The organism is Bradyrhizobium sp. SZCCHNRI20481 (assembly GCF_032485055.1).
In the GTDB taxonomy this organism is placed as follows: domain Bacteria; phylum Pseudomonadota; class Alphaproteobacteria; order Rhizobiales; family Xanthobacteraceae; genus Bradyrhizobium.
This window is the reverse complement of the sequence record NZ_JAUEUE010000001.1, coordinates 171,898-193,755: the sequence shown is the minus strand read 5'-3', so window position 1 is coordinate 193,755 and position 21,858 is coordinate 171,898. Positions and strand designations below refer to the sequence as shown.

General features: G+C 66.6%; 18 protein-coding genes and 1 pseudogene. 4 read left to right on the top strand and 15 right to left on the bottom strand.

Annotated elements, in window-relative coordinates:
- Positions 1–147 precede the first annotated feature (147 nt).
- Together QX132_RS00965 and QX132_RS00960 are read right to left on the bottom strand one after the other, a co-directional pair.
- Positions 148–1,110, bottom strand: coding sequence for an alpha/beta hydrolase (locus QX132_RS00965; protein ID WP_315737765.1), 963 nt, complete (start codon positions 1,108–1,110; stop codon positions 148–150).
- Positions 1,111–1,138: 28 nt separating this feature from the next.
- Positions 1,139–1,912: an SDR family oxidoreductase gene (locus tag QX132_RS00960; RefSeq protein ID WP_316159872.1), complete on the bottom strand. Its 774-nt coding sequence runs from the start codon at positions 1,910–1,912 to the stop codon at positions 1,139–1,141.
- Positions 1,913–2,125: 213 nt separating this feature from the next.
- On the opposite strand from QX132_RS00960, the gene QX132_RS00955 reads away from it, so the two are divergent.
- Complete coding sequence (locus tag QX132_RS00955) at positions 2,126–3,106, top strand: DUF2155 domain-containing protein (RefSeq protein WP_316159871.1); 981 nt, start codon at positions 2,126–2,128, stop codon at positions 3,104–3,106.
- Positions 3,107–3,112: 6 nt separating this feature from the next.
- Here the strand turns inward: QX132_RS00955 and aat are convergent, their stop codons facing one another.
- From aat to tcuA, 10 genes are all read right to left on the bottom strand, one after another.
- Positions 3,113–3,793: a leucyl/phenylalanyl-tRNA--protein transferase gene (gene aat / locus QX132_RS00950; protein WP_316159870.1), complete on the bottom strand. Its 681-nt coding sequence runs from the start codon at positions 3,791–3,793 to the stop codon at positions 3,113–3,115.
- Positions 3,794–3,852: 59 nt separating this feature from the next.
- The gene (locus QX132_RS00945) at positions 3,853–4,941 is read right to left on the bottom strand and encodes a sensor histidine kinase (RefSeq protein ID WP_316159869.1); all 1,089 of its coding nucleotides are present in this window, start codon (positions 4,939–4,941) and stop codon (positions 3,853–3,855) included.
- Positions 4,938–5,375 carry a response regulator gene (locus tag QX132_RS00940; RefSeq protein ID WP_315737769.1) on the bottom strand — a complete coding sequence of 146 codons (438 nt, stop codon included), beginning with the start codon at positions 5,373–5,375 and terminating at the stop codon, positions 4,938–4,940. Before QX132_RS00940 ends, QX132_RS00945 begins: the two co-directional genes overlap by 4 nt.
- The gene (locus tag QX132_RS00935; RefSeq protein ID WP_316159868.1) at positions 5,372–6,892 is read right to left on the bottom strand and encodes a sensor histidine kinase; all 1,521 of its coding nucleotides are present in this window, start codon (positions 6,890–6,892) and stop codon (positions 5,372–5,374) included. Before QX132_RS00935 ends, QX132_RS00940 begins: the two co-directional genes overlap by 4 nt.
- 114 nt (positions 6,893–7,006) lie before the next feature.
- Positions 7,007–8,356, bottom strand: coding sequence for an acetyl-CoA carboxylase biotin carboxylase subunit (accC, locus tag QX132_RS00930; RefSeq protein ID WP_315737771.1), 1,350 nt, complete (start codon positions 8,354–8,356; stop codon positions 7,007–7,009).
- 90 nt (positions 8,357–8,446) lie between these two features.
- On the bottom strand, positions 8,447–8,932 hold the full coding sequence (accB, locus tag QX132_RS00925; RefSeq protein WP_315737772.1) for an acetyl-CoA carboxylase biotin carboxyl carrier protein: 486 nt from the start codon (positions 8,930–8,932) through the stop codon (positions 8,447–8,449).
- 51 nt (positions 8,933–8,983) lie between these two features.
- Positions 8,984–9,463, bottom strand: a complete 480-nt coding sequence (aroQ, locus tag QX132_RS00920) for a type II 3-dehydroquinate dehydratase (RefSeq protein WP_315755619.1) — start codon at positions 9,461–9,463, stop codon at positions 8,984–8,986.
- Between the two features lie 277 nt (positions 9,464–9,740).
- Entirely contained in the window at positions 9,741–10,403 is a 663-nt protein-coding gene (locus tag QX132_RS00915; RefSeq protein ID WP_315780587.1) for a DUF1236 domain-containing protein, read from the bottom strand.
- Between the two features lie 184 nt (positions 10,404–10,587).
- Positions 10,588–11,685 carry a tricarballylate utilization 4Fe-4S protein TcuB gene (tcuB, locus tag QX132_RS00910; RefSeq protein ID WP_316159867.1) on the bottom strand — a complete coding sequence of 366 codons (1,098 nt, stop codon included), beginning with the start codon at positions 11,683–11,685 and terminating at the stop codon, positions 10,588–10,590.
- Positions 11,672–13,087 (bottom strand): FAD-dependent tricarballylate dehydrogenase TcuA, encoded by a 1,416-nt coding sequence (gene tcuA, locus QX132_RS00905; RefSeq protein ID WP_316159866.1) that lies wholly within the window; start codon positions 13,085–13,087, stop codon positions 11,672–11,674. Before tcuA ends, tcuB begins: the two co-directional genes overlap by 14 nt.
- Before the next feature lie 203 nt (positions 13,088–13,290).
- Between tcuA and QX132_RS00900 the strand changes: the two genes are divergently transcribed.
- Positions 13,291–13,962, top strand: a complete 672-nt coding sequence (locus QX132_RS00900) for a GntR family transcriptional regulator (protein WP_316159865.1) — start codon at positions 13,291–13,293, stop codon at positions 13,960–13,962.
- A gap of 122 nt (positions 13,963–14,084) precedes the next feature.
- Here the strand turns inward: QX132_RS00900 and QX132_RS00895 are convergent, their stop codons facing one another.
- Entirely contained in the window at positions 14,085–14,849 is a 765-nt protein-coding gene (locus QX132_RS00895) for a DsbA family protein (RefSeq protein WP_315772229.1), read from the bottom strand.
- Positions 14,850–14,977: 128 nt separating this feature from the next.
- Positions 14,978–16,372, bottom strand: coding sequence for a M48 family metalloprotease (locus QX132_RS00890; RefSeq protein ID WP_315737779.1), 1,395 nt, complete (start codon positions 16,370–16,372; stop codon positions 14,978–14,980).
- A gap of 152 nt (positions 16,373–16,524) precedes the next feature.
- Between QX132_RS00890 and QX132_RS00885 the strand changes: the two genes are divergently transcribed.
- Positions 16,525–17,724, top strand: coding sequence for a pyridoxal phosphate-dependent aminotransferase (locus QX132_RS00885; RefSeq protein WP_315755614.1), 1,200 nt, complete (start codon positions 16,525–16,527; stop codon positions 17,722–17,724).
- A gap of 12 nt (positions 17,725–17,736) precedes the next feature.
- Positions 17,737–17,925 (top strand): annotated as a pseudogene (locus QX132_RS00880) (cation:dicarboxylate symporter family transporter); the annotation flags it as partial.
- A gap of 72 nt (positions 17,926–17,997) precedes the next feature.
- Here QX132_RS00880 and QX132_RS00875 read toward each other — a convergent pair.
- Positions 17,998–21,210, bottom strand: a complete 3,213-nt coding sequence (locus QX132_RS00875; protein ID WP_410052841.1) for an Rne/Rng family ribonuclease — start codon at positions 21,208–21,210, stop codon at positions 17,998–18,000.
- Between the last annotated feature and the right edge of the window lie 648 nt (positions 21,211–21,858).

Sequence of the window (21,858 nt, the reverse complement as noted above, 5' to 3'; positions counted from 1 at the left end):
GCTGCCCAGTCGTCCTGGCCGGCTTGCACGGGATGTAGCTGCTGCTCGAGGCGAGCAAGCCGATCTCACACGAGACGACTTCGGCCGCATGTGAGCACGACCCGCGAACTCGCGGGTCGTTGCGTTCTGAGCTCAGCGCGGCAACGCTCAGATGCCGCCGGGCCGGTCGAGCTGCTTCAGCCAGACGCCGATGTCGCGCGCCGCGACATTGGCCTGGTCCAACAGCTTGCCCATCGTGAAGAAGCCGTGGAACTGGCCGGGATGCGTTCGGTAGGTCACCGCCACGCCGGCCTCGCGCAGGCGCCGCGCGTAGTCGTCGCCTTCGTCGCGCAGCGGATCGGCGCCGGCGGTGAGCACATAAGCGGGCGGTAGCCCCACCAGGCTTCCCGCCTTCGCCGGCGAGGCCCGCCAATCGTGAATGTCGGCGACGCTGTTGAGATAATGGTCGCGAAACCAGCGGATGACCGAATGCGTCAGCAGCACGCTGGTCTCGGGCTCGCTGTGGGAGGGATGGCTCATCGTGAAGTCGGTGGCCGGATAGATCAGCACCTGGCCTGAGAGCTTCGGGCCGTTGCCGTCACGCGCCGAGAGTGCGACGACGGCGGCGAGATTGCCGCCAGCGGAATCGCCGCCGACGCTGAGCCTGGCGGCATCGATGCCGAGCGCGGCGGCATTGTCGGCGATCCATCGTATGGCCGCGACGGCGTCGTCGACCGCCGCCGGAAACTTGTGCTCGGGCGCGAGGCGGTAGTCGACCGAGATCACGATCAGTTCGCCTTCGTGCGCCAGCGCGCGGCATACCACGTCATGCGAATCCAGATTGCCGATCACCCAGCCGCCGCCGTGATAGAACACCAATCCCGGCGCAAGACCGTTGGTCTGCCGCACCGCCCTTGGCCGATAGAGCCGTGCCGGGATTGCGCCATGCGGGGCAGGGATGGCGAGGTCCTTGACGTCCGCAAGCTCGGGCGGCTCGGGATTGCTCACGACGCGCGCGGCCAGATAGTAGTCCCGCGCCTCCTGCGGTGTCAGCGTCTCATAGGCCGGCCGACCGCCCTCCTGGAACGCCTTGTAGACGGCGGCGGCATCGGCATCGAGCTGAACGGGCATTGCAATCGACCTGTGCGTTGAGGGGACGTCAAGCGGCGGTGCGGCCACCATCGACGGTGTAGGCGGCGCCGGAGACGTAGCTGGCATCGTCGGAGGCGAGGAAGGCGACGATCGAGGCGACCTCTGCGCCCTGGCCGAGTCGGCGTGCGGGGACGCGATCGACCACCTTGTCGGCCGGAACCGCGGCGCCGCTGCGCCCTTCGATGATCGCGCTCAGCATGCGGCTCTCGATCAGCCCGGGGCAGATGCAGTTCACACGCACATTAGTCCCGGTGCACTCCCAGGACGCGCTCTTGGTCAAGCCGATGACCGCGTGCTTGCTGGCGCTGTAGACGGCGATCTGCGGCGAGCCGATCAGGCCGGCGATCGAGGCGGTGTTGATGATCGAGCCGCGGTTCTGCTTCAGCATCACCGGAAGCACGTGCTTGAGGCCGAGGAAGACGCCGACGACGTTGACGTCGAGCACGCGACGGAACGCCTCCAGCGGATACGCGGTGATCGGCTTGATCTCGCCTTCGATGCCGGCGTTGTTGAAGAACACGTCGATGGTGCCGAACCGATCGCACGCTTGTCGCACATAAGCCGCGACCTGGTCCTCGTCGGTGACGTCGGCGGCCACGGCGAGCGCCTCGGCGCTTGCGGGCAGGGCGGCCGTCGCGGCGGCGAGATCGGCCTCGCGCCGGTCCACCGCGACGATGCGGGCACCGCGTGCGGCCAGCAGCCGCATGGTCGCGGCGCCGATGACGCCGGCCGCGCCGGTAACGACGGCCACCCTGCCGTCGAGACGGATCGATTCAGACATCGGTTTCCTTCCCTTTGACGCCGGTTCCGATCCGGCTCTTGATCACGACTATCTCATTGGATGGACCGGCTGACCAGCACGCGGAGCGCTGGCAGCTCGCCCTTCCCCCGCCGTATTCGACATGTTAACGGGAGGGCTGATCGAGAGCGGCGGATGGGTCATGACGCGATTTGATTGTCCCGAACCCCGATTCGCCTGATAAAGCCGCGCGAGATGCACCGAACAATCGTCCTGACCGGTATCGTGGCATTGCTGGCCGCCACATCCCTCACGCTGTCCGTGCCGGCGCGCGCGCAGATCGGTACCATTTTCTCCGATCCCGTTCCGCGCCCGCCGGGCAACATTCCGCGCCGTGGCGAGCCGATTCCGCCTCCCGAGGAAGAGGAGGAGGTCCCGGAGCTGCCGCAGGGTCGGGTGCTGCCGGCGCCGACCCGTCCGCCGCCAGGGCAGGGCGCCGCCCTGCCGGGCCCGGTCCAATCCCAGCCGCTGGCGCCGCCGCCGGGAACGACGATCCTGCCGCAGAACAATCCCCCGGTCGCGGCCGTGCCGCCGCCCGGCCAGGCTGCGCCCGGTCAGCGGCAGGCACCGGCACGCGGCGCCCCCCAGAATGCGGCGATCCCGCCGAACGGCGCGGTGCCGCAGACGCCGGCCACCATCCAGCCGGGCGACGAGGTCGTGACCGAGCCGCCGGCGCAGAAGATCGTGAACAAGAAGGCGAGCTTCTCCGGGCTCGACAAGATCACCGGCCGCATCATCAATTTCGACGAGGACATCGGCGAGACCGTGCAGTTCGGCGCGCTCCGGGTGAAGACCGACGCCTGCTACACGAGGCCGGCCACGGAGGCCGCCAACACCGACGCGTTCGTGGAGGTCGACGAGATCACCTTGCAGGGCGAGGTGAAGCGCATCTTCTCGGGCTGGATGTTCGCGGCCAGCCCCGGCTTGCACGGCGTCGAGCACCCGATCTACGATATCTGGCTGGTCGACTGCAAAGAGCCGCAGACCACGGTGGTCAGCGCAGCCCCCGATCAGAAGCCCGCGCCCACGGCGCAGCCGGCACAGAAGCGGCCGCCGCAGCAGAGGCAGGCGGCTCCCAGGCCGCCATCGCCGCCGCAGCAATATCAGACCCAGCAGGTGCCGCCACCGCCGCCGCCGCCCCAGGCGGGCGGACCGTTCGGCGGAGTGTTCAGATAGCGGGTCTCAGCCGCGCGCGGCGATGATCGACAATGCTTCGGTACCCGGCATCGGCCGATCGACCGCCAGCCTGGCGAAATTGGCGGCCGGTCCCCTCAGGGCCTTTTCGAGCAGCACGGTGTAGCGACGGCGCGGGATCTCGACGGCGCCGAAGGTCTTGAGGTGCTCGGTGACGTATTGGGTGTCGAGCAACTCGAAGCCGCCTGCGATCAGCCGCGCGACGAGATGCACCAGCGCGACCTTCGAGGCGTCGCGGGTGCGATGAAACATGCTCTCGCCGAAGAAGGCGCGGCCCAGGCTGACGCCGTAGAGGCCGCCCACCAGCTCGCCATCCTGCCAGCATTCGACGCTGTGGCAATGGCCGAGCGCGTGGAGGCCGCTGTAGAGCTCGCGGATACGCTTGTTGATCCAGGTGTCCTCGCGGCCGGGCTGCGGCTCGGCGCAGCCATCCATCACCGCCTTGAAGGCCTGGTTCACGGTCACGGTGAAGATGTCCGATCGGACCGTGCGCGCAAGGCGCGAGGCGACGCGAAAGCCGTCGAGCGGAATGACGCCGCGCAGCTCCGGCTCGACCCAGAACAAGGTCGGGTCGTCGGCGCTTTCGGCCATCGGGAAGATGCCGCAGGCATAGGCACGCAGCAGCACCTCGGGCGTGATCTCGGACGCTGCAGAGTCGCGCGTATTCATGGGATCAGCATAGCAGGCCGACGTCAGGTGCGCGATGGTCGCGTGCCGCCTGCCTCGGCTCAGCCGACCCCAGCAGCCGCGGGCTTGGGAGCATCTTTTTCGAGGCGGAAGCGGACCACGATCTTGGTGCCGGCATGGCTCGGATCGGGGCCGACGGTGGCATCGAGCTTGGTCGCCATGGCGCTGACGATGCGCTGGCCCATTCCGGTCGAGCGCGGATCGCTGGTTGCGTTGAGGCCGACGCCGTCGTCGGCAATCGACAGCACGATGTCCTCGCCTGCAAGCTTCAGCTCGACATGGATCGGGCCCGGCCCATCGGGGTAGGCGTATTTGACCGCGTTCATGACCAGCTCGTTGACGACGATGCCGATCGCGACCGCGCGATCCGGGTCGATCTCGACCGGCTCCGCCTTCAGGGTCAGCCGCGACATCCGGTTGCCCTCGGCCGAGCGGCGCAGGTCGTCGAGCAGCGAATCCAGATACTGGTTGAGCAGCACGCTCTTGAGATCCTGAGACGTGTAGAGCCGGCGGTGCACCTGCGCCACGGCGGCGACGCGGCCCATCGCATTGGTGAGCGCGGCCTTGACGTCGTCCTGGGTGCTGGAGTTGGCCTGAAGATGCAGCAGCGAGGCGATGATCTGGAGCGAATTGCCGACGCGATGATTGACCTCGCGCAGCAGGACCTCGCGCTCCGCCGCCAGCGCCGCGTAGCGGTCGCGTGAGGCCCGGACTTCCGCCTCCGCCTCGTCGCGGGCCTTCTGCAGCCGTGCCTGCCGCACCGCGCCTTCGGCCGCGACCTGCAGCAGCGGAATGAACTCGCCCTGCACGTCCTTGACGAGGTAGTCGGCTGCGCCCGCCTTCAGGGCCGTGACCGCGATCTTGGAATCCTGCGAGGCGGTGACGAACACCACCGGCGGCGGTTCGGGCAGCGCCATGATGCGCTCCAGCGTCTCGAGCCCGTCGAAGCCGGGCATGTACTGGTCGAGCGCAACGACGTCGATCCCGCCGCGCTCCAGCCGCTGCAAGCCCGCGCTGCCGTCGGCGGCGTGTTCCACCGTGAAGCCCAATCGCTTGAGCCCGCGCTCGACCAGCCGCGCCAGCGCCGCGTCGTCGTCGATGTAGAGCAGCGTGGGGGCGGCGGAGCTCATGCGGCGGGCGGAACCTGGATGACGGAGAAGAACAGGCCGAGCTGGCGAATGGCGTTGGCGAAGCTTTCGTAGTTGACCGGCTTGGTGATGTAGACGTTGCAGCCGAGCTCGTAGCAGCGCTTGATCTCCTGCGAGTCGTCGGTCGTGGTCAGGATGACCACGGGCGCGCTCTTCAGGAAGCTGTTCTGCTTGACCATCTTGAGGATGTCGATGCCGGTCATGTCCGGCAGGTTCAGGTCCAGCAGGATCAGCAATGCTTGCCCCTTGTGATCGAGGCCGGTGCCGTCAGCACCCAGCAGATACTTCACGGCATCTGTACCGTTGGTGAACGGCTTGATCTCGTTGTTGACTCCCGAGCGGCGGATGTTGCGCTCGATCAGGCGGGCGTGGCCTTCGTCGTCCTCGATCATGATGATCGTCACGGGCATGGTCATCGGTCTGAGTTCCGGGTTGAGGCGTTCCAGTTGATCGGGAGCGTGATGGTGAACGTGCTGCCCTGGTCGAGCTCCGACGCGACCGACATGGTTCCGCCGAGCCGGCGCACCAGCGCGCGCACATGGGCCAATCCAATCCCCTGACCCGGACGGTCCTGGGTCCCGGCGCGGCGGAACAGATCAAAGATACGTTGGTGATCCTTGGGATCAATCCCCCGGCCATTGTCCGTGATCTCGAAGATGGCGAAACCGAGCTTGGTGCGGGCGCGAATGGCGATGTCACCGGCAACGCCGGGCTTCAGATATTTGATCGCGTTGTCGATCAGGTTGGAGAAGATCTGCTCCAGCGCAAGGCGGTCGCTGACGATGGCGGGCAGCGGCTCCACGCGGATGGTGGTGTTGGTTTCCGCAGCCTGATGCGCGAGCGTCGAGACGATGCCCTCGATCAGCTCGCGGGTGTCGATGCGCACCGGCACGAACTCGCGGCGGCCTTCGCGGGTCAAATTGAGGATGGCGGTGATGAGCCGGTCCATTTTTGCGATCGAGGACTTGATGAAGCCCAGCGCCTCGGAGAAATCCTCCGAGAGCTGCTTGTCGGCGCCTTCCAGCTCCGGCTCGGTGCCTTCGGCGGGCGGCGGCGCGTCGGACACCGCGCGCGCGAGCGCCGCGATGCGCCGGAAGATGTCGCTGCGCAGCTCGTCGAGCTCGCTGGTGAAGCCCATGATGTTGACGAGCGGCGAGCGCAGATCGTGGCTCACAATGTAGGCGAAGCGCTGGATCTCCTCATTGGCCTCGCGCAGGTCGGCGGTGCGCTCGTCGACGGTGGCTTCGAGGTTGAGGTTGCTCTCGCGCAGCTTGGCCTCGGCCTCGTCGCGGGCGCTGGTCGAGCGGCGCACAAGGAGCAGCGAGATGACGGCGAGCAGGACGACCAGCGCCGAACCGGCGACAGTGACGATGGTCGCGAGCTGCTGGCTTTCGTCGGCATTGGTGGTTCGCACCGCCAGCAGGCGTTCCTCCTCGGTGCGCATCGCCTCGGCGGTGGTACGCATGGTCGTGCTGCTGTCGATCGATGCGGCATCGCGCACCAGGGCCACCGCACTGGGAAGATCGCCGGACGCGACGAGAGCCTTCTCCCGGTCGAATTGCGCCAATCGGGTCTCGATGATGCTGCGCAATCTGGCGAGGTTCGCCACCTGAGCCTGGTTGTCGGCGAGGAGCGTCGCAAGCTTGTCGAGCACGGGCGGGATCGCGGCAACGGCGGCTTCGTGATCTCTGAGAAAATCCGGGCCCTGGGTCAGCAGGTAGGCGCGGGCGCCGCTCTCGGCGCGGCGGACCTCGAGCAGCAGCGCATTGATCTGGTTCTCCGCCTCGATGGTGTGCACCACCCAGGCGCTGTCTCTGCGGGCCTTGTTGACCAGCAGCACCGAGGCCGTGCTGACGACGACCAGCACCAGGAATCCCGCCGAAAACAGCAGGATTTGTCCTAGCGTGCGCCTCTGTCTGATCTCAGGCGCCACCGCTCACTCGCATGCCGATTGAAATACCTGCCCCCTCAGCGGAACCGCCGACAGAGCAGAACGTCGTGCAGACCGAAGAGTTCCCGCCGGGCCGCGGGATTCTTCAGGTGCTGCTCAGTCCGCGTTCTGGCCGGCGAGATACTGCTCGAGCCAGTGGATGTGGTAGTCGCCATCGATGATGGCGGGCTCGCGCACCAACGCCCGGAACAGCGGCAGGGTGGTCTCGATGCCGTCGACGACCATCTCGTCCAGCGCCCGCCGCAGCCGCATCAGGCACTCGACCCGGGTCTTGCCGTGGACGATCAGCTTGCCGACCAGCGAGTCGTAATAGGGCGGGATCACGTAGCCCTGATAGACCGCCGAATCGATGCGGACGCCGAGGCCGCCCGGCGGATGGTACTGCAGGATCTTGCCCGGCGATGGCCGGAAGGTGACGGGATTTTCCGCATTGACGCGGCACTCGATGGAGTGGCCGTTGATGACAACCTGGTCCTGGGTCATCGGCAGGTCGCCGCCGGCCGCGATGCGGATCTGCTCCAGCACGAGGTCGATGCCGGTGATCATCTCGGTGACGGGATGCTCGACCTGGATGCGGGTGTTCATCTCGATGAAGTAGAACTCGCCGTCCTCATAGAGGAATTCGACGGTGCCGACGCCGATATATTTCAGCTCCTGCATCGCCTTGGCGACGGTCTCGCCGATCTTGGCGCGGCTGGCCGGGTCGAGCACCGGCGAGGGGCCTTCCTCCCAGACCTTCTGGTGGCGCCGCTGCAGCGAGCAGTCGCGCTCGCCGAGATGGATCGCGCCGCCGCGGCCATCGCCGAGCACCTGGATCTCGATGTGGCGGGGCTTCTGCAGATACTTCTCGAGATAGACCGAAGCGTCGCCGAACGCGGATTTGGCCTCGTTGGCCGCGGTGGTCAGCGCCAGTTGCAGGTCCGCCTCGGTGTGGGCGACCTTCATGCCGCGGCCGCCGCCGCCGGCGGCCGCCTTGACCAGCACCGGAAAGCCGATCTCCTTGGCGATCGCCATCGCGTCCTGGTCGGGCGTCACCGCACCGTCGGAGCCGGGAACGACCGGAATGCCCAGCCGCTTGGCGGTCTTCTTGGCCTCGATCTTGTCGCCCATCAGGCGGATGTGTTCCGCCTTGGGTCCGATGAAGTGCAGGTTGTGGTCGGCGAGGATCTCGGCGAAGCGCGCGTTCTCCGAGAGGAAGCCGTAGCCGGGATGCACGGCGTCGGCGCCGGTGATCTCACAGGCGGCGAGCAGCGCGGGGATGTTGAGATAGCTGTCCTTCGACGGCGGCGGGCCGATGCACACGCTTTCGTCGGCGAGGCGGACATGCATGGCATCGGCGTCGGCGGTGGAATGCACCGCGACGGTGGAGATGCCGAGCTCCTTGCAGGCCCTGAGGATGCGAAGGGCGATTTCGCCGCGATTGGCGATGAGGATCTTGTCGAACATGGTGCCTCGGGCGCGAGTGGCGAGTAGCGAATAGGGAGTAGCGAATAGGGAACGGACGGCTATTCGCTATTCGCCATTCGCTACTCGCAATTATTCAATGATCACCAGCGGCTCGCCGAACTCAACGGGCTGGCCGTCCTCGACCAGGATCTGCGTCACCGTCCCGGCGCGCGGTGACGGAATCTGGTTCATCGTCTTCATCGCCTCGATGATCATCAGGGTCTGACCGACCGACACCTTGGAGCCGACCTCGACGAACGGCTTGGCGCCGGGCTCGGGCGCCCAATAGGCGGTGCCGACCATGGGCGAGGGCACCACGCCGGGATGTTTGGACAGGTCCGCGCCGGCGGCTGCCGCCGTCGCAGCTGCGACCAGGGGAACGCCAGCGGCGACCGCTCCGATGGACGAATGGACGGCCGCCGCAACGGTCACGTTGCGGGCAACGCGGATGCGAAGGCCGGCACGCTCCAGCTCGATCTCGGTCAGGCTGGTCTCATCCAGCAGCGCTGCGAGCTCGCGAATGAGCTGGCTGTCTTCGGATTTCGCGATGGTCTTGTCGTCGGGCTGGGGCGCCATGATCTGATCCGGAACGTTGGGTGGCGTGAGGACTGTGACGTCAGGCTTGCGCTAGATGTCGGTCTGCGTATCGGCTTTGGCGCCGATCTTGGCGGCGAGGCCAGTGATCGCGAGCCGGTAGCCGTCGATGCCGAAGCCGCAGATCGAGGCAAACGCCGCCTTCGCGGTGAAAGAATGGTGCCGAAAGCTCTCGCGAGCGTGGATGTTGCTGATGTGCACTTCAACGGTGGGGATCTTCACCCCCATCAGCGCGTCATGCAGGGCAATGGAGGTATGAGAGTAGGCGCCGGCATTGAGGATGATTCCGACCACACCGCGGCTGCGGGCCTCATGGATGGAGTCGACCAGCACGCCCTCATGGTTGGACTGCCGGCACTCCGCCACCAGGCCGAAGCGGGCAGCCGTCTCGACGCAGAGCCGTTCCACGTCGGCGAGGGTGGCGTGGCCATAGGTCTCCGGCTCGCGGGTGCCCAACAGGTTGAGGTTGGGTCCGTTGAGGACATAGATCGTGTTGTGAGCGGCGTCGGCCATTCCCATCCCGGCGGTGTGGCGGCAGTGGGCGGCGTTATAGGTAACAAAGCCGCCAAGGGGAAGCCTTTCGGCAGCCAGGCCGGCCGTTCGAGGCTTGGTCCGTCACACGAAAAAACCGTCTTAAGTGTGCGAAATCGCTGATTAACCAGGTTTGTCCACCGGGCTACACGGGCTGCGTGTGATCGCCCTTGCGTGCTCTTTGTGCAATAGATTTGCGCAATAGAATGGGGCGGGCATTGCTGCCCGCCCCATGTCCTCATCGCCTGCCTGGTCGGGATCAGGCGTCGAGAACTGCGACGATCTCGTGCGTGCGAGGATCGATTACGATGATCTGCTCACGAACCAGGATGAAGTCATATCCGCGCCATTCCGGATAGATCGTCACGACTTCGGCCGGGAGCCGGTGGAAGTGAACGTCGCGCGGCACCCGGGTGCCGACCGAGATGTTGAAGTTCACGTTGGTCACCGGCTCGACGCGCTGGCTGCGGATCACGCTGGTGATCTTGGTGCGCTGCTCGGTCGTGAGCTTGGCGCCGGCGCCGGCCAGTCCGGTGGTGGTCTGCGACCGGTCGCTGCCGGTCTTGGTTTCGGCGTTCGTGCTGGTGCCGCTCTTGCTGTCGCGGCTCTCGGCCTTCATGCTCTTGGAGCCCGCCTTGTCGCTCTCGGAGGTCGCGCCCTTGGCAGTCGGACCCTTCATGCCTTCCTCGGCGCGCTGGCCCTTGGTCGCACCAGACTTCTGATCCGACTGGCTGGAGCGCATGTCGGACGCGCCGCCGGCCGCAGGCGAGGCGCTGTCGCGATGCATCGTGCCGCCGGGCGCGTTCATGCCGCCGGACTGTCCAACTGCCCCGCCCGCACCGCCGGCGCTCTGCGCATGAGCAAAACCTGCACCCGCCAGGAGCGCGATTGCAGCAACTGATACCATCAAGCGATTGGTCATCCTCTATCCTCCTCGTATTGGCACTGCCCGCGCCGACAACGGCAGGAGGTAGGAGTCGTTCCGTGCGTCTCCGATCGTTCCGGAAAAATGTCGCAGATCGCAACTTTATGAACGGATGCTCAGGGTCATGAATGCTGCATGACGACGGCGATCAGTTGTGCGTTGACGGCGACCTCGCACGGAGCTACGCGCCGTGACGTTCGCGCGCGTAGCGGAGGAGCGCCAAGAATCGATAGAGGCCGTGCACGAACTTGCCATAGGGCATCGTGACGAAGATCGCGAACACCGCACCGAGATGGACCACGAGCAGCACGCCCATCGTGCTGGTCTCGCGAAGCACGAGGAGAGCGAGCCCGGTCGCGCCGGTGAGGACGAGCATCGCCAAGAACGCGACATCCATGCCGCGGCTGCCGCCGTCCATCATCGCCGGCTCACGCCTGCGCTTGGCGGCGTAGAGTCCGAGCGGACCGACCACGATGCCTAATCCGCCGAGCGTGCCGAGCACGACAGGCAGATCCCACAACGGATAGGGCGCCTCGCGGTGCAGAAGATAGTGATAGAGCGTCGCGACGCTGGTCGATGCGAAGCAGAGCACGAAGCCCCAGAACGTCAGATGGTGATAGAACCGCCGGGTGTCGCGCGGCCGCTCATCCTCGTTGTAGCAGCCGACGCCGCCGCCATCGAGATAGCGCAGGCTGCCTGCGTCGCGAACGGCGCGCAGCAGCGGACGTGAGCGCGTCAGGGTCGAGCTCGGTTCGCCGATGTCATTCCAGAAGGCCCGAGCGCCCATGATGATGGCGATGATGGCCCACAGGAAGGCGGCGCCGAACAACAGCGCCATCGTGTTGTGAGGCATGAGCGCGTAGAACGATCCCGGGCCGTGCCGGCTTGCAAACAGCGCGGCGGGATCGTTGAAGGCCACGAAGCCGAGGACGAACGCGGCCATGCTGATGACCGCGATGAGCGATATGGCAAGGCCGTTGCGCCTGAACAGCGGCGCCAGCGCGGGCGGCCAGGCATAGTCGGCGTAGCTCTCGTGCCGCACCCGGGCCAGAACGGACGGGACGCGAACGTCGAATTCGTGCGGCGGCGAGAATTGGCAGTCGACGTAGCAGGCGCCGCAGGCATGGCAGAGATTGGCGAGATAGTTGAGGTCGCCGCCGGTGAAGGCGCGGCGCATCTCCATGGCCGGAAACACGGCGCAGAGGCCCTCGCAATAGCGGCAGGAATTGCAGATCGTCATCAGCCGATCCGCCTCGGTCAACGCCTCACTGCGCTGCATGTGTCGCTGCTCCCCGGCCCGCGATGCGGCCGAATACGCTGCCGATCGTCATGCCGATGCCCGCGGCATAGCCGCGGCCGAGCACGTTGCCGGCCATGATCTCGCCTGCGGCGTACATGTTGTCGGCTGGCCCGCCGGCCTTCATCATCATCCTTGCCGCTTGATCGACGCGCACGCCGAGGTAGGTGAAGGTGATGCCGGGCCGGACCGGATAGGCGTAGAAGGGCGCTGAATCGAGACGGCGCGCCCAATGCGATTTGGGCGGCGCCAAGTTCTCGGTGCGACAATCGTCCAGGATGTCGGGATTGAAGCTGCCGTCGCGCACCGATGCGTTGAATTGCGCGACGGTGGTGGTCAGCTTGTCGGGATCGAGGTCGAGCTTGCCGGCGAGCTCGGTGATGCTGGCCGCCTCGATCGCGGGGTAGAGCGATGGCATGAACAGGTTCGCCGATTTCGCGTCGAAGATGATGTAGGCAATCTGGTTCGGCTGGGTCGCGACCAGGCGGCCCCAGATGGCGTAACGCTTCGGCCAGACATCCTCGCCTTCGTCGTAGAATCGCTCAGCGTTGTTGTTGACGACGATGCCGAACACGACGCAGTCGAGCCGCGTGATGATGCCGCCGTCATATTTGGGCGCCCGCGCATCGATCGCCACCGCATGGCATTGGGTCGGGTCGCCGATACTGTCGACGCCGGCGCCGAGCAGCATGTCCAGCACCGCGCCGCGATTGTTAGGCGTGCCGCGGATCAGGAAGTTACGGGCGATCTCACCCCAGCCCTCGACTAGCTTGTCGATGTTGGATTCGAAGCCGCCTGCGGCCGCCACCAGCGCCTTGCCGCCGATGCGCATCCTGCCGTTGCCGTGCTGCACGATCGCCGCGCGGAAGCGGCCGTCGTCCATCTGCAGCCCCACCACCTCGGCCTCGTAGCGCACGTCGACGCCGAGGCGCTCGGCGGTCAGATACAGAGCATTGAGCATGGCCCGGCCGCCGCCGAGGAAGAACGAGTTGGTCCGCCCTAAGCTCAGCGTTCCGCCGAGCGAGGGCTGGAAGCGCACGCCTTGTTCGACGATCCAGTCGAGCATGTCCTTGGATTCGCGGATCATCAGGCGCGCCAGTTGCTCGTTGGTCTGGCCTTCGGTGACGCGCAGGAGATCGTCCCAGAACTCGTCCTCGGTGTAGGGGCCGCTCAACGTTGCGGTCGCCGCGTCATGGGCGCAGCGCATGTTGCGGGTGTGGCGCGTATTGCCGCCGCGATAGAACTTCGAGGCGGCCTCCAGCACGATGACCGAGGCCCCGGCGCGCCGTGCTGCAATGGCGGCGCAGAGGGCCGCGTTGCCGCCGCCGGCCACGACGACGTCGTAGGTCAGGGGATAGTCGACGATATCGCTCTGATCAGTCATCGCAGGCCCTTGCGAACGCAAGGCGGCAGGCCCTGGATCGGCGTGCGTCCGCACAGCCACGCCATCGGCATGCCAGCCGTCGGCCTAGCGATGATGGACAGTGCTGAAGTGCCGGCTGCGGAGGCATGTGTTCGTATACTATTGTATACGAACACATGCAAGAGATACTGTTGTTCGGAACAAGGTTGTGAGACAGTGACCCCATGTCCTCGGAATCGCCATCGCTCACCATCGATCGTGACAACGTCTCTCTCGGCGAGGCGGTATTTCGTGCGCTGTGCCATGCGCTGGAGAACGGCCTCTATCGCTCCGGCGATCGACTGCGTGAGGACGAGGTCGCCCAGAAGCTGAACGTCAGCCGCACGCCGGTCCGTGAGGCCTTCGGCAAGCTGGTGGCCAAGGGGTGGGTGCAGCCGGCTGGTGGCCGCGGCCTGATCGTGCGAAGTCTCGACGAGAATGAAATCCTCGAGCTGTACGCGATGCGGGAGATTCTCGAAGGCGCTGCGGCCCGGCTCGCGGCACAGTATGCCGTGCTGGCCGAGATCGCGGCGCTGCGCGACATTCATGCGCGCTTCGTCAGCGGGGAGGGCGACGCCGTCGAGCTCGCGCGGCTGAATCGGCTGATGCACGGTGCGATCCAGCGCGCCGCGCGCAACCGCTATCTCGATGCCGCCCTCGAGGACATGCATGTGGCGACAGCGCTGCTGGGAACCACAACGTTTGCGGCCGAAGGACGTCAGGCAACGGCCGCGGCCGAGCATGGTGAGCTAATCGAGGCGATCGCGATCCGCGATCCCGATCGGGCCGAGGCGATTGCACGCGGCCACATCCGCGAGGCACTTCGAACCCGGCTCGGCATGAAGCTGACGGGATAGGCGAGGGCGGCGGCGCCACCGGTCTCTTGCTTCTTCACCGGCTCACGGCAAAAGCAGAAGGCCGGCTGATACAGCCGGCCTTCGATTGATCTCGTGATGGCGAGACGCTTTGACAGATATGCTCAGCAGCTCGCCTTGCCGCAGCGGGCCGTGCTGATCTTCTCGCGCAGGCCCTCGACGCCGACGGCGCCGATCACGACCTGCTTGCCGATCACGTAGCTCGGCGTGCCGTTCATGCCCATCTCCTCGGCGAGCTTGAAGTTCTCCTCGATCGTCGCCTTGGCCTCGGGGCTTGCCATGTCCTTCTCGACGCGGGCCATGTCGAGGCCGAGTTCCTTGGCCACCGCGAGCGCGTGGGCCTTGTCGGCCTGGCCGCGGCCGCCGAGCAGCTTCTGGTGGAAGTCGAGATATTTCTGCGGGGCCTGCATCCGAACGGCAACCGCGACCTGCGCGGCCTCGACGGAGCCCTGGCTCAGCACCGGAAATTCCTTGAGCACGACCTTCAGCTTCGGGTCGCTCTTCATCAGGTCCATCATGTCGGCCATCGCGCGCTTGCAGTAGCCGCAATTGTAATCGAAGAACTCGACGAAGGTGACGTCGCCATCCTTGTTGCCGAGCACGACACCGCGCGGCGAGTTGAAGATCGTCTCGGCGTTCTTGCTGATGCTGGCCTCGTGCTTGGCCGCCTCGGCCGCCGTCTGGCGCTTCTGCAGCTCGGCCATCGCCTCTTCGAGCACCTCGGGATGCGCGATCAGGTAGTTTCGAACGATCGTCTCGATCTCGCCACGCTGGCTGTCGGAGAAGCTCTCCGCCGACGCGAGCTGAGGCACGCCGCAGAGCGAGAGCGCGAGCAACATCGCGGGAATGAGCGTGCGGACTGACGGCATGAAGGAGGTCCTCTGGGTCAAATGATCGGGTCCTTGTCGATGGTCGTGATCGGTATCTTGATATTCTGGATCGGATGATAGCAGTAATTCAAAACTTCAACGGGCGCCAACCCCCGCTGTCCGGCACATTACTGGCCGGAAAGCGGCTTTGCCGTGACGATGTCGTCGGCCTTGACCCAGCCCGGCGACCCCACCGCGAAGCGGGTTTTCGCACGCGAGGCAAGCTCGCGCGCCGTCTTGTTGTCGCCACGCAGGAAGGCGGCCTGCGCCGAGGCGAGATCCGCCTCCGCATAGTCGCCCTTGCGGCCATAAGCCATCGCGAGCTGGGAATAGCCGAGCGGTGCCTCGGATTCGCGCGCGACTGCCGCGCGCAGGATCGAGATCGCCTCGTCAGTGTAGGCTTTGTTCTCGGATGCCACCAAGGCCTGACCAAGTAACATCTCGATGAGCGGGGCGTTATTGGACAGGTGCACCGCCTTGCGCAGCGGGGCGATCGCCTCAGTGGGACGGCCGCCCTCCAGCAGGGCCTGGCCACGGACCTCGTAGAAATAGGCGTTGTTGGGTTGCACCTGGATCAGGGCGTCGATCTGGCTCAGGGCGCTGCGCAGGTCGCCATGCAGGTAGGTGGAGATTGCCCTGGCGTAGCGGGCGGGCAGGCTGGTGTCCGACAAGGGATATCGCCGTGCCACCGTGTCCGGCCGTTCCATGAAGGCCGAGATCTTGGCCCGGACCATGTCGTGGCGGAGCTGCAGCGCGGGGTCGTCCTTCTTGTCCCAATAGGGGCTCTGGCGCGCAAGGCCCTCGAGCGCCTCGACGCGATCGGCCGGCATCGGATGTGATTGCAGATAGGGGTCGGCGCCACGCGCGGCGAACAGGCTCTCATTGGTGAAGCGCTTGAACGTCTCGTACATGCCCTTCGGCGATTGCGCTGCCGCAGTGAGGAATTTCACCCCCGCACGGTCGGCGTTCTCCTCCTGCTGGCGCTGATACGACAACAGCGAGCGGCGGATGACCTCGCCCGGCGCGGACAGCGTCGCGGCGCCGGCATTGGCGAGGCCGCTGCCGCCGCCGCGCGCGCCGACGGCGAGGGCGCCGGCGCCGAGAATGGTGGCGATGATCATCTGGGTCTGGGCGGTGGCGAGCTGCTGGCGCAGCTTGGCGAGATGGCCGCCGGCGAGATGGCCGGTCTCGTGCGCGAGAACGCCGATCAGCTGGTTCGGATTTTCCGACTGAAGGATCGCGCCGTAATTGACGAAGATGCGGCGGCCGTCGGCAACGAACGCGTTGAAGGACGCATCGTTGATGATGACCATCTGGATGTTCTGCCTTTCGAGTCCGGCGACGCGCAGGATCGGCCGCGTATATTCACGCAGCAGCACCTCGGTCTCGGTGTCGCGCAGGATCGGCGGTCCCTTGCCTTGCTGCGCCGACGCAGGCGCGAGCGGCGCCAGCGTCACGGCCGCAGCGACGACCGCGGCAAGCCCGCCGGACAGTTTCTTGCGAAGCACGATACGGAGCGACATCAGGCGATCTTTGCAATTGGCGCGAGGCTCGAGACGGGCTATTGCCCACCAAACGGCGGAATGCGGCTCATCTGCGGCGAATGAGGCCCATGGGTTGACCTCGACCGGTTCACGGAGCGGGTCCGAACAGCCGGGGTCAATAGCAGATATCGATGGTGGATGCGACAGTGATACCGACATTGGAACAGCGGATCGCCAACCTGACGGCGCCGTCCGCGCGCAGCAATGTTCCGCCGTTCATGGTGATGGACGTGATGGCTGCGGCCGAGCGGATCGAGGCGGGCGGCGGACATGTCATCCACATGGAGGTCGGCCAACCTGCGGCGCCTGCGCCGCGAGCGGCCATCGCGGCCGCGCACGCTGCGCTCGATCAGGCACGCATCGATTACACCTCGGCGCTCGGCCTGCTGTCGCTGCGACAGCGAATCGCGCGGCACTATCGCGAGACGCACGCTTGCGAGATCGATCCGGCGCGGATCGTGATCACGACGGGATCTTCGGCCGGATTCATCCTGGCGTTCCTGGCGATGTTCGAGCCCGGCGATCGCGTGGCCGTGACCGTGCCTGGCTATCCGCCCTATCGCCACATCCTGACGGCGCTGGGCTGCGAGCCGGTGCTGATCGAGACCACGGCGGAGAACCGCCACGCCCTGACCGGCGAGGCGCTGCTTGCCGTTCACCGCAAGACGCCGCTGAAGGGCGTGCTGGTGGCAAGTCCCGCCAATCCGACCGGCACCATGATGTCGCGTGAGGCGCTGGGCGGCGTCATCGCAGCCGCACGCGACGCCGGCATCCGCTTCATCTCCGACGAGATCTATCATGGTCTGGACTACGCGTTTCCGGCGGTGACGGCGGCGGAGCTGTCGAGCGAGGCTCTGATCATCAACTCGTTCTCGAAGTACTTCTGCATGACCGGCTGGCGCATCGGCTGGATGGTGGTGCCGGATGCGCTGGCGCGGCCGATCGAACGTCTGCAGCAGAACCTCGCGATTTCGGTTCCGACCCTGTCGCAGATCGCTGCGGAAGCGGCGTTCGACGGCCGGACCGAAATGGAGGCTATCAAGCACGGTTATCAGGAGAACCGCCGCATCCTGATCGAGGGTTTCCCGAAGGCCGGCCTGACCCGCTTTCTGCCCGCCGACGGCGCGTTCTACCTCTATGCCGACGTGTCCGACTTCACCTCCGACAGCTTCGACTTCGCCAAGCGGATGCTGGAGGAGACCCATGTTGCGGCCACGCCCGGCGTCGACTTCGATCCGATCCACGGCCGCAGCTTCGTGCGCTTTTCCTATGCGCGTTCGGCCGAGGACATGCGCGAGGCCGTCTCCCGGATCGCCCGCTGGCTCGCGTAGGGCGGGCAGGGCGTCGGCGCGCTGGCGCGCGGCGACATCCTGCAGGTGCAGCTGTTCGCGATCCCGTTCGGCTTCGCGCTGATGGCGCGCGGCGAGCGCAGTCAGCGGCCGCGGGACGTGATCGACGATACGGCGCATGCGGTGTTCGGCGTCATCGCCATCGTCATGAAGTCGGCGCCGGTCGGCGCATTCGGTGCCATGGAAGAACGTCATATGAAAACGCCCGGCCATCTGGCCGGGCGCTTTGCATTGAAGCGTCGGAAAGCGGGGGGCTTACTGCCCGCCACCGAAACGGCGGGACCACCAGCCGGCCCGGCGCGGGGCCGCAGGGGACGAGGAATCGGTGGCCGCCGGCTCGGTGGCAACCGGCTCGGACGCAGCGACGTCGACAGCCGGAGCGGGCGCGCTGCTCTCGGCGACGTTGACGGCCGAAACCGCGCTCTCGGGCCTGGGCTCGGTGAGGAAGCTGACCTTCTCGCGAACCGTCGAACGGCGCGGGGTCTTCTCGGATTCCGTCTTCGGAGCCTCGGTCTGCTGCACTTCGGGTTGTCGAGGAGCAGCCTGGGGCACGGGCACGGAGGCGTCAGCGATGGGCTCATCGGCCTCGGCTGCGGCCGCCGCATGGACCGGCGCCGCGGGTTCGGCCGGCTCTTCCTCGTCGTGGCGGGAAGCGCCATTGCCGTCGAAATCGGCCACGGCGGCTTCTGCCTCCGATGCCGAAGCCGGCGCTAGCTCGTCGCCGATTGACGCGGCGAGACCTTCTTCCGCGCCACCGCGCCGACGGCGACCGCCGCGGCGTCCACGCCGGCGCGGACGCCGCTCGCCGCCAGGCTGATCCGTCTGCTCGCCTTGGGCGAACGCAGGCTGTTCCTCCGACTCGTCGTCTTCGCCGTCGGAGTCCTCGGCTGACTGCTCGGCGGCAAGGCCCGGCTCTGCGGGCTGCAGTCCGGCCGTTCCTTCAGGCAGCGTGCCCTCGCGGGTCTCGCCGCCGCGGCCGCGCCGGCGCCGTCGCCGCTTGCGGCGCGCGCCGTCCCGCTCGCCTTCGGCAGCGCTGCCGTCGGCCGCATCCTCGGACAGGCCTTCGGTCTCCTCGGTCTCGACCTCGGATTCCGTCTCGATGTCGAACGTCTCCTCGTCGTCGAAGACTTCCTCGGCCACCAGCGGCGGCGCGGAGGCCTGCGCCGCGAGCAGCGCCTTGGCGGCCTCCAGCGTATGCACCTGCTCGCCGCGATCGATGATGAAGGATTGCTGGCCGCTCACAGTCGGATCGGCGATGACCGCGAGCGACACCTTGAAGCTGTTCTCGAGGTCGCGCAAATGGCCGCGCTTGTGGTTGAGCACGTAGAGCGCCACCTCGGTGCGGGTGCGGACCACGAGGTTGTGGGTCGCGCCCTTCATCAGCGTCTCTTCGAGGCTGCGCAAGAGCTGCAGCGCCACCGAGGATACCGAGCGCACGTGGCCCGTGCCGCCGCAATGCGCGCACGGCTCGGTCGAGCTTTCCAGCACGCTGGCGCGGATGCGCTGGCGCGACATCTCCAGCAGACCGAAATGCGAGATGCGGCCGACCTGGATGCGCGCGCGATCCTGCCGCAGGCAGTCGGACAGCTTGCGCTCGACGGAGCGGTTGTTGCGCTTCTCGTCCATGTCGATGAAGTCGATGACGATCAGCCCGGCGAGGTCGCGCAGCCGGAGCTGGCGCGCCACTTCCTCGGCGGCCTCCATATTGGTCTTGAGCGCGGTGTCCTCGATGTGATGCTCGCGCGTAGCGCGGCCGGAGTTCACGTCGATCGAGACCAGCGCCTCGGTCTGGTTGAGCACGATATAGCCGCCCGAACGCAGCTGGACGGTCGGCGAGAACATCGCGTCGAGCTGGCTTTCGACGCCCATGCGCGAGAACAGCGGCTGGCCGTCGCGATACTGCTTCACCGCCCGGACGTTGGTCGGCATCAGCATCTTCATGAAGTCGTGCGCCTCGCGGTAGCCGGCTTCGCCGGCCACCAGGATCTCGTCGATCTCCTTGTTATAGAGGTCGCGCAGCGAGCGCTTGATCAGCGAGCCTTCCTCGTAGACCAGGGTCGGGGCCTGCGACTTCAGGGTCATGTCGCGGACCGTTTCCCACAGCCGCAGCAGATATTCGAAGTCGCGCTTGATCTCGGGCTTGGTGCGGTTGGCGCCGGCGGTGCGCAGGATGACGCCCATGCCCTCGGGCACGTCGAGGTCCTGCACCACTTCCTTCAGCCGCGAGCGGTCCTGCGCCGAGGTGATCTTGCGGCTGATGCCGCCACCGCGCGCCGTGTTCGGCATCAGCACGGCGTAGCGGCCGGCCAGCGACAGATAGGTCGTCAGCGCCGCGCCCTTGTTGCCACGCTCCTCCTTCACGACCTGCACCAGCATCACCTGGCGGCGCTTGATGACCTCCTGGATCTTGTACTGGCGGCGCGGGCGGAAGGTGCGCTCAGGCACTTCTTCCAGCACGTCATCGCCGCCGACGGATTCAACGAGCTCTTCCTCGATCTCTTCGCCGTCGTCCTCGTCGTCCTCGTGGTCGCCGGACCCGGATTCGGCGCCGTTGTCGTCGCCCGGCACGATCGTGACGCCGTTGCCGTCATGCTCGGCTACGGGCGCGCCGTCATCGTGGTGATCATGTTCGTCGTGATCGTGATCGTCATGGTCGTCATGACCATGCTCGTCATGATCATGGCTTGCATGGTCATATTCTTCGTCGTGCTCTTCGGCGGCGACAGCGGGGCTGGCCGCCTCGGCAGAGGTCGCGTCGCCGTTCTGCGCGACCGCGGTGTCCGCGGCTTCGCCGGCGGGCTGTTCCGCAGCCGCCACACGGTCCTGCGCGGCGACGGCATCATGCGGCTCGTCGGCCTGGTCGCGCGATTCGTCGGCTGCACCGTGGTGAGCTTCGCCCGGCGCGTCCTGACCCTGGGCCTTGACCGGGCCCTCGGAGAAGCCCTGCGCCTCGCTGGGATCGGTCGCGTCGGCGTGCGGCTGATCGTCCTGCGCATAGGCGTGGTGCTCATGCGCCTCGTGGTCGGCCTCATGCCCTTGGGGCTGGGCAGGGAGGCCTGCCTCGGCGGCCTCGACGATCTCGCTCTGAACCCGTTCGCCGCTGCCGCGGCGTCGCGAACTGCGGTGCCGGTTGCGGCGGCGATTGGAGCGGTTCTCGCTTTCCTCTTCGGCTTCGCGGTGCGCGCGCTCCTCGGCCTCGATCAGAGCCTGCCGGTCGGCGACCGGGATCTGATAATAGTCCGGATGGATTTCGCTGAAGGCCAGGAAGCCGTGGCGGTTGCCGCCATACTCGACGAAGGCGGCCTGCAGCGAGGGCTCAACGCGGGTAACCTTGGCCAGGTAGATGTTGCCGCGGAGCTGCTTGCGTTGGGCCGTTTCGAAATCAAATTCCTCGACGCGGTTGCCGCGGACGACAACGACCCGGGTCTCTTCCGGGTGGGTAGCATCGATCAACATCTTGTTGGGCATATTGGAACTCTTGGAGGCGACGGGCGCGATTGGCCGCGAGCGCGTGGCGCGCTGTCGGATGACGCGACGGTCCACCTGATTCGGGGGTGAGGGGAAGGCCTAAACGCAGCTGGTCGCGCCGCGCCAACCCTGATGCCGGCGGGGCGATTGGCCGGGCAGGGGTCTGGCCCCGCATCGGCGCGGATCGTCCGCTGGTCATGGTTGGCAACTCAGTCTGGCGCATCAAGCGTCGGCCCGTCTGGAATACGTGGGCGGCAGCGGGTGCCGCCTTGCTCTGTTGCCGAAGGCCAGATTGCGCCGAAACGCTTGCCTGGATCGAATACCCACCCTGTCACGGGTGCGGTATCAGGCTATACCGTGTCTGACCTGGTGCCCGGGCGGTCTCTGCGAGGAGGCGCCTGACAGGCGCCACTCGGCTCGTGACCGGCTCTCCGTTGCGGCCGCGCGGGATCGCGCAGGCTTTGGTGGAGCGTCGGAAAGGCGCTGGAATCTCCGCCACGATCGAGGACCCGATACCGAGCACCCCGATCACGAAGCTTCCGGCGTTTCACCGGGAGGTTGAACGCGACACAACCGGCAGTAAGGATTAGCCTTCAGCCCTTCGTACATACGAGGAATGGTCAGGTCGCGCAAGCGAAGCGTCGCGGA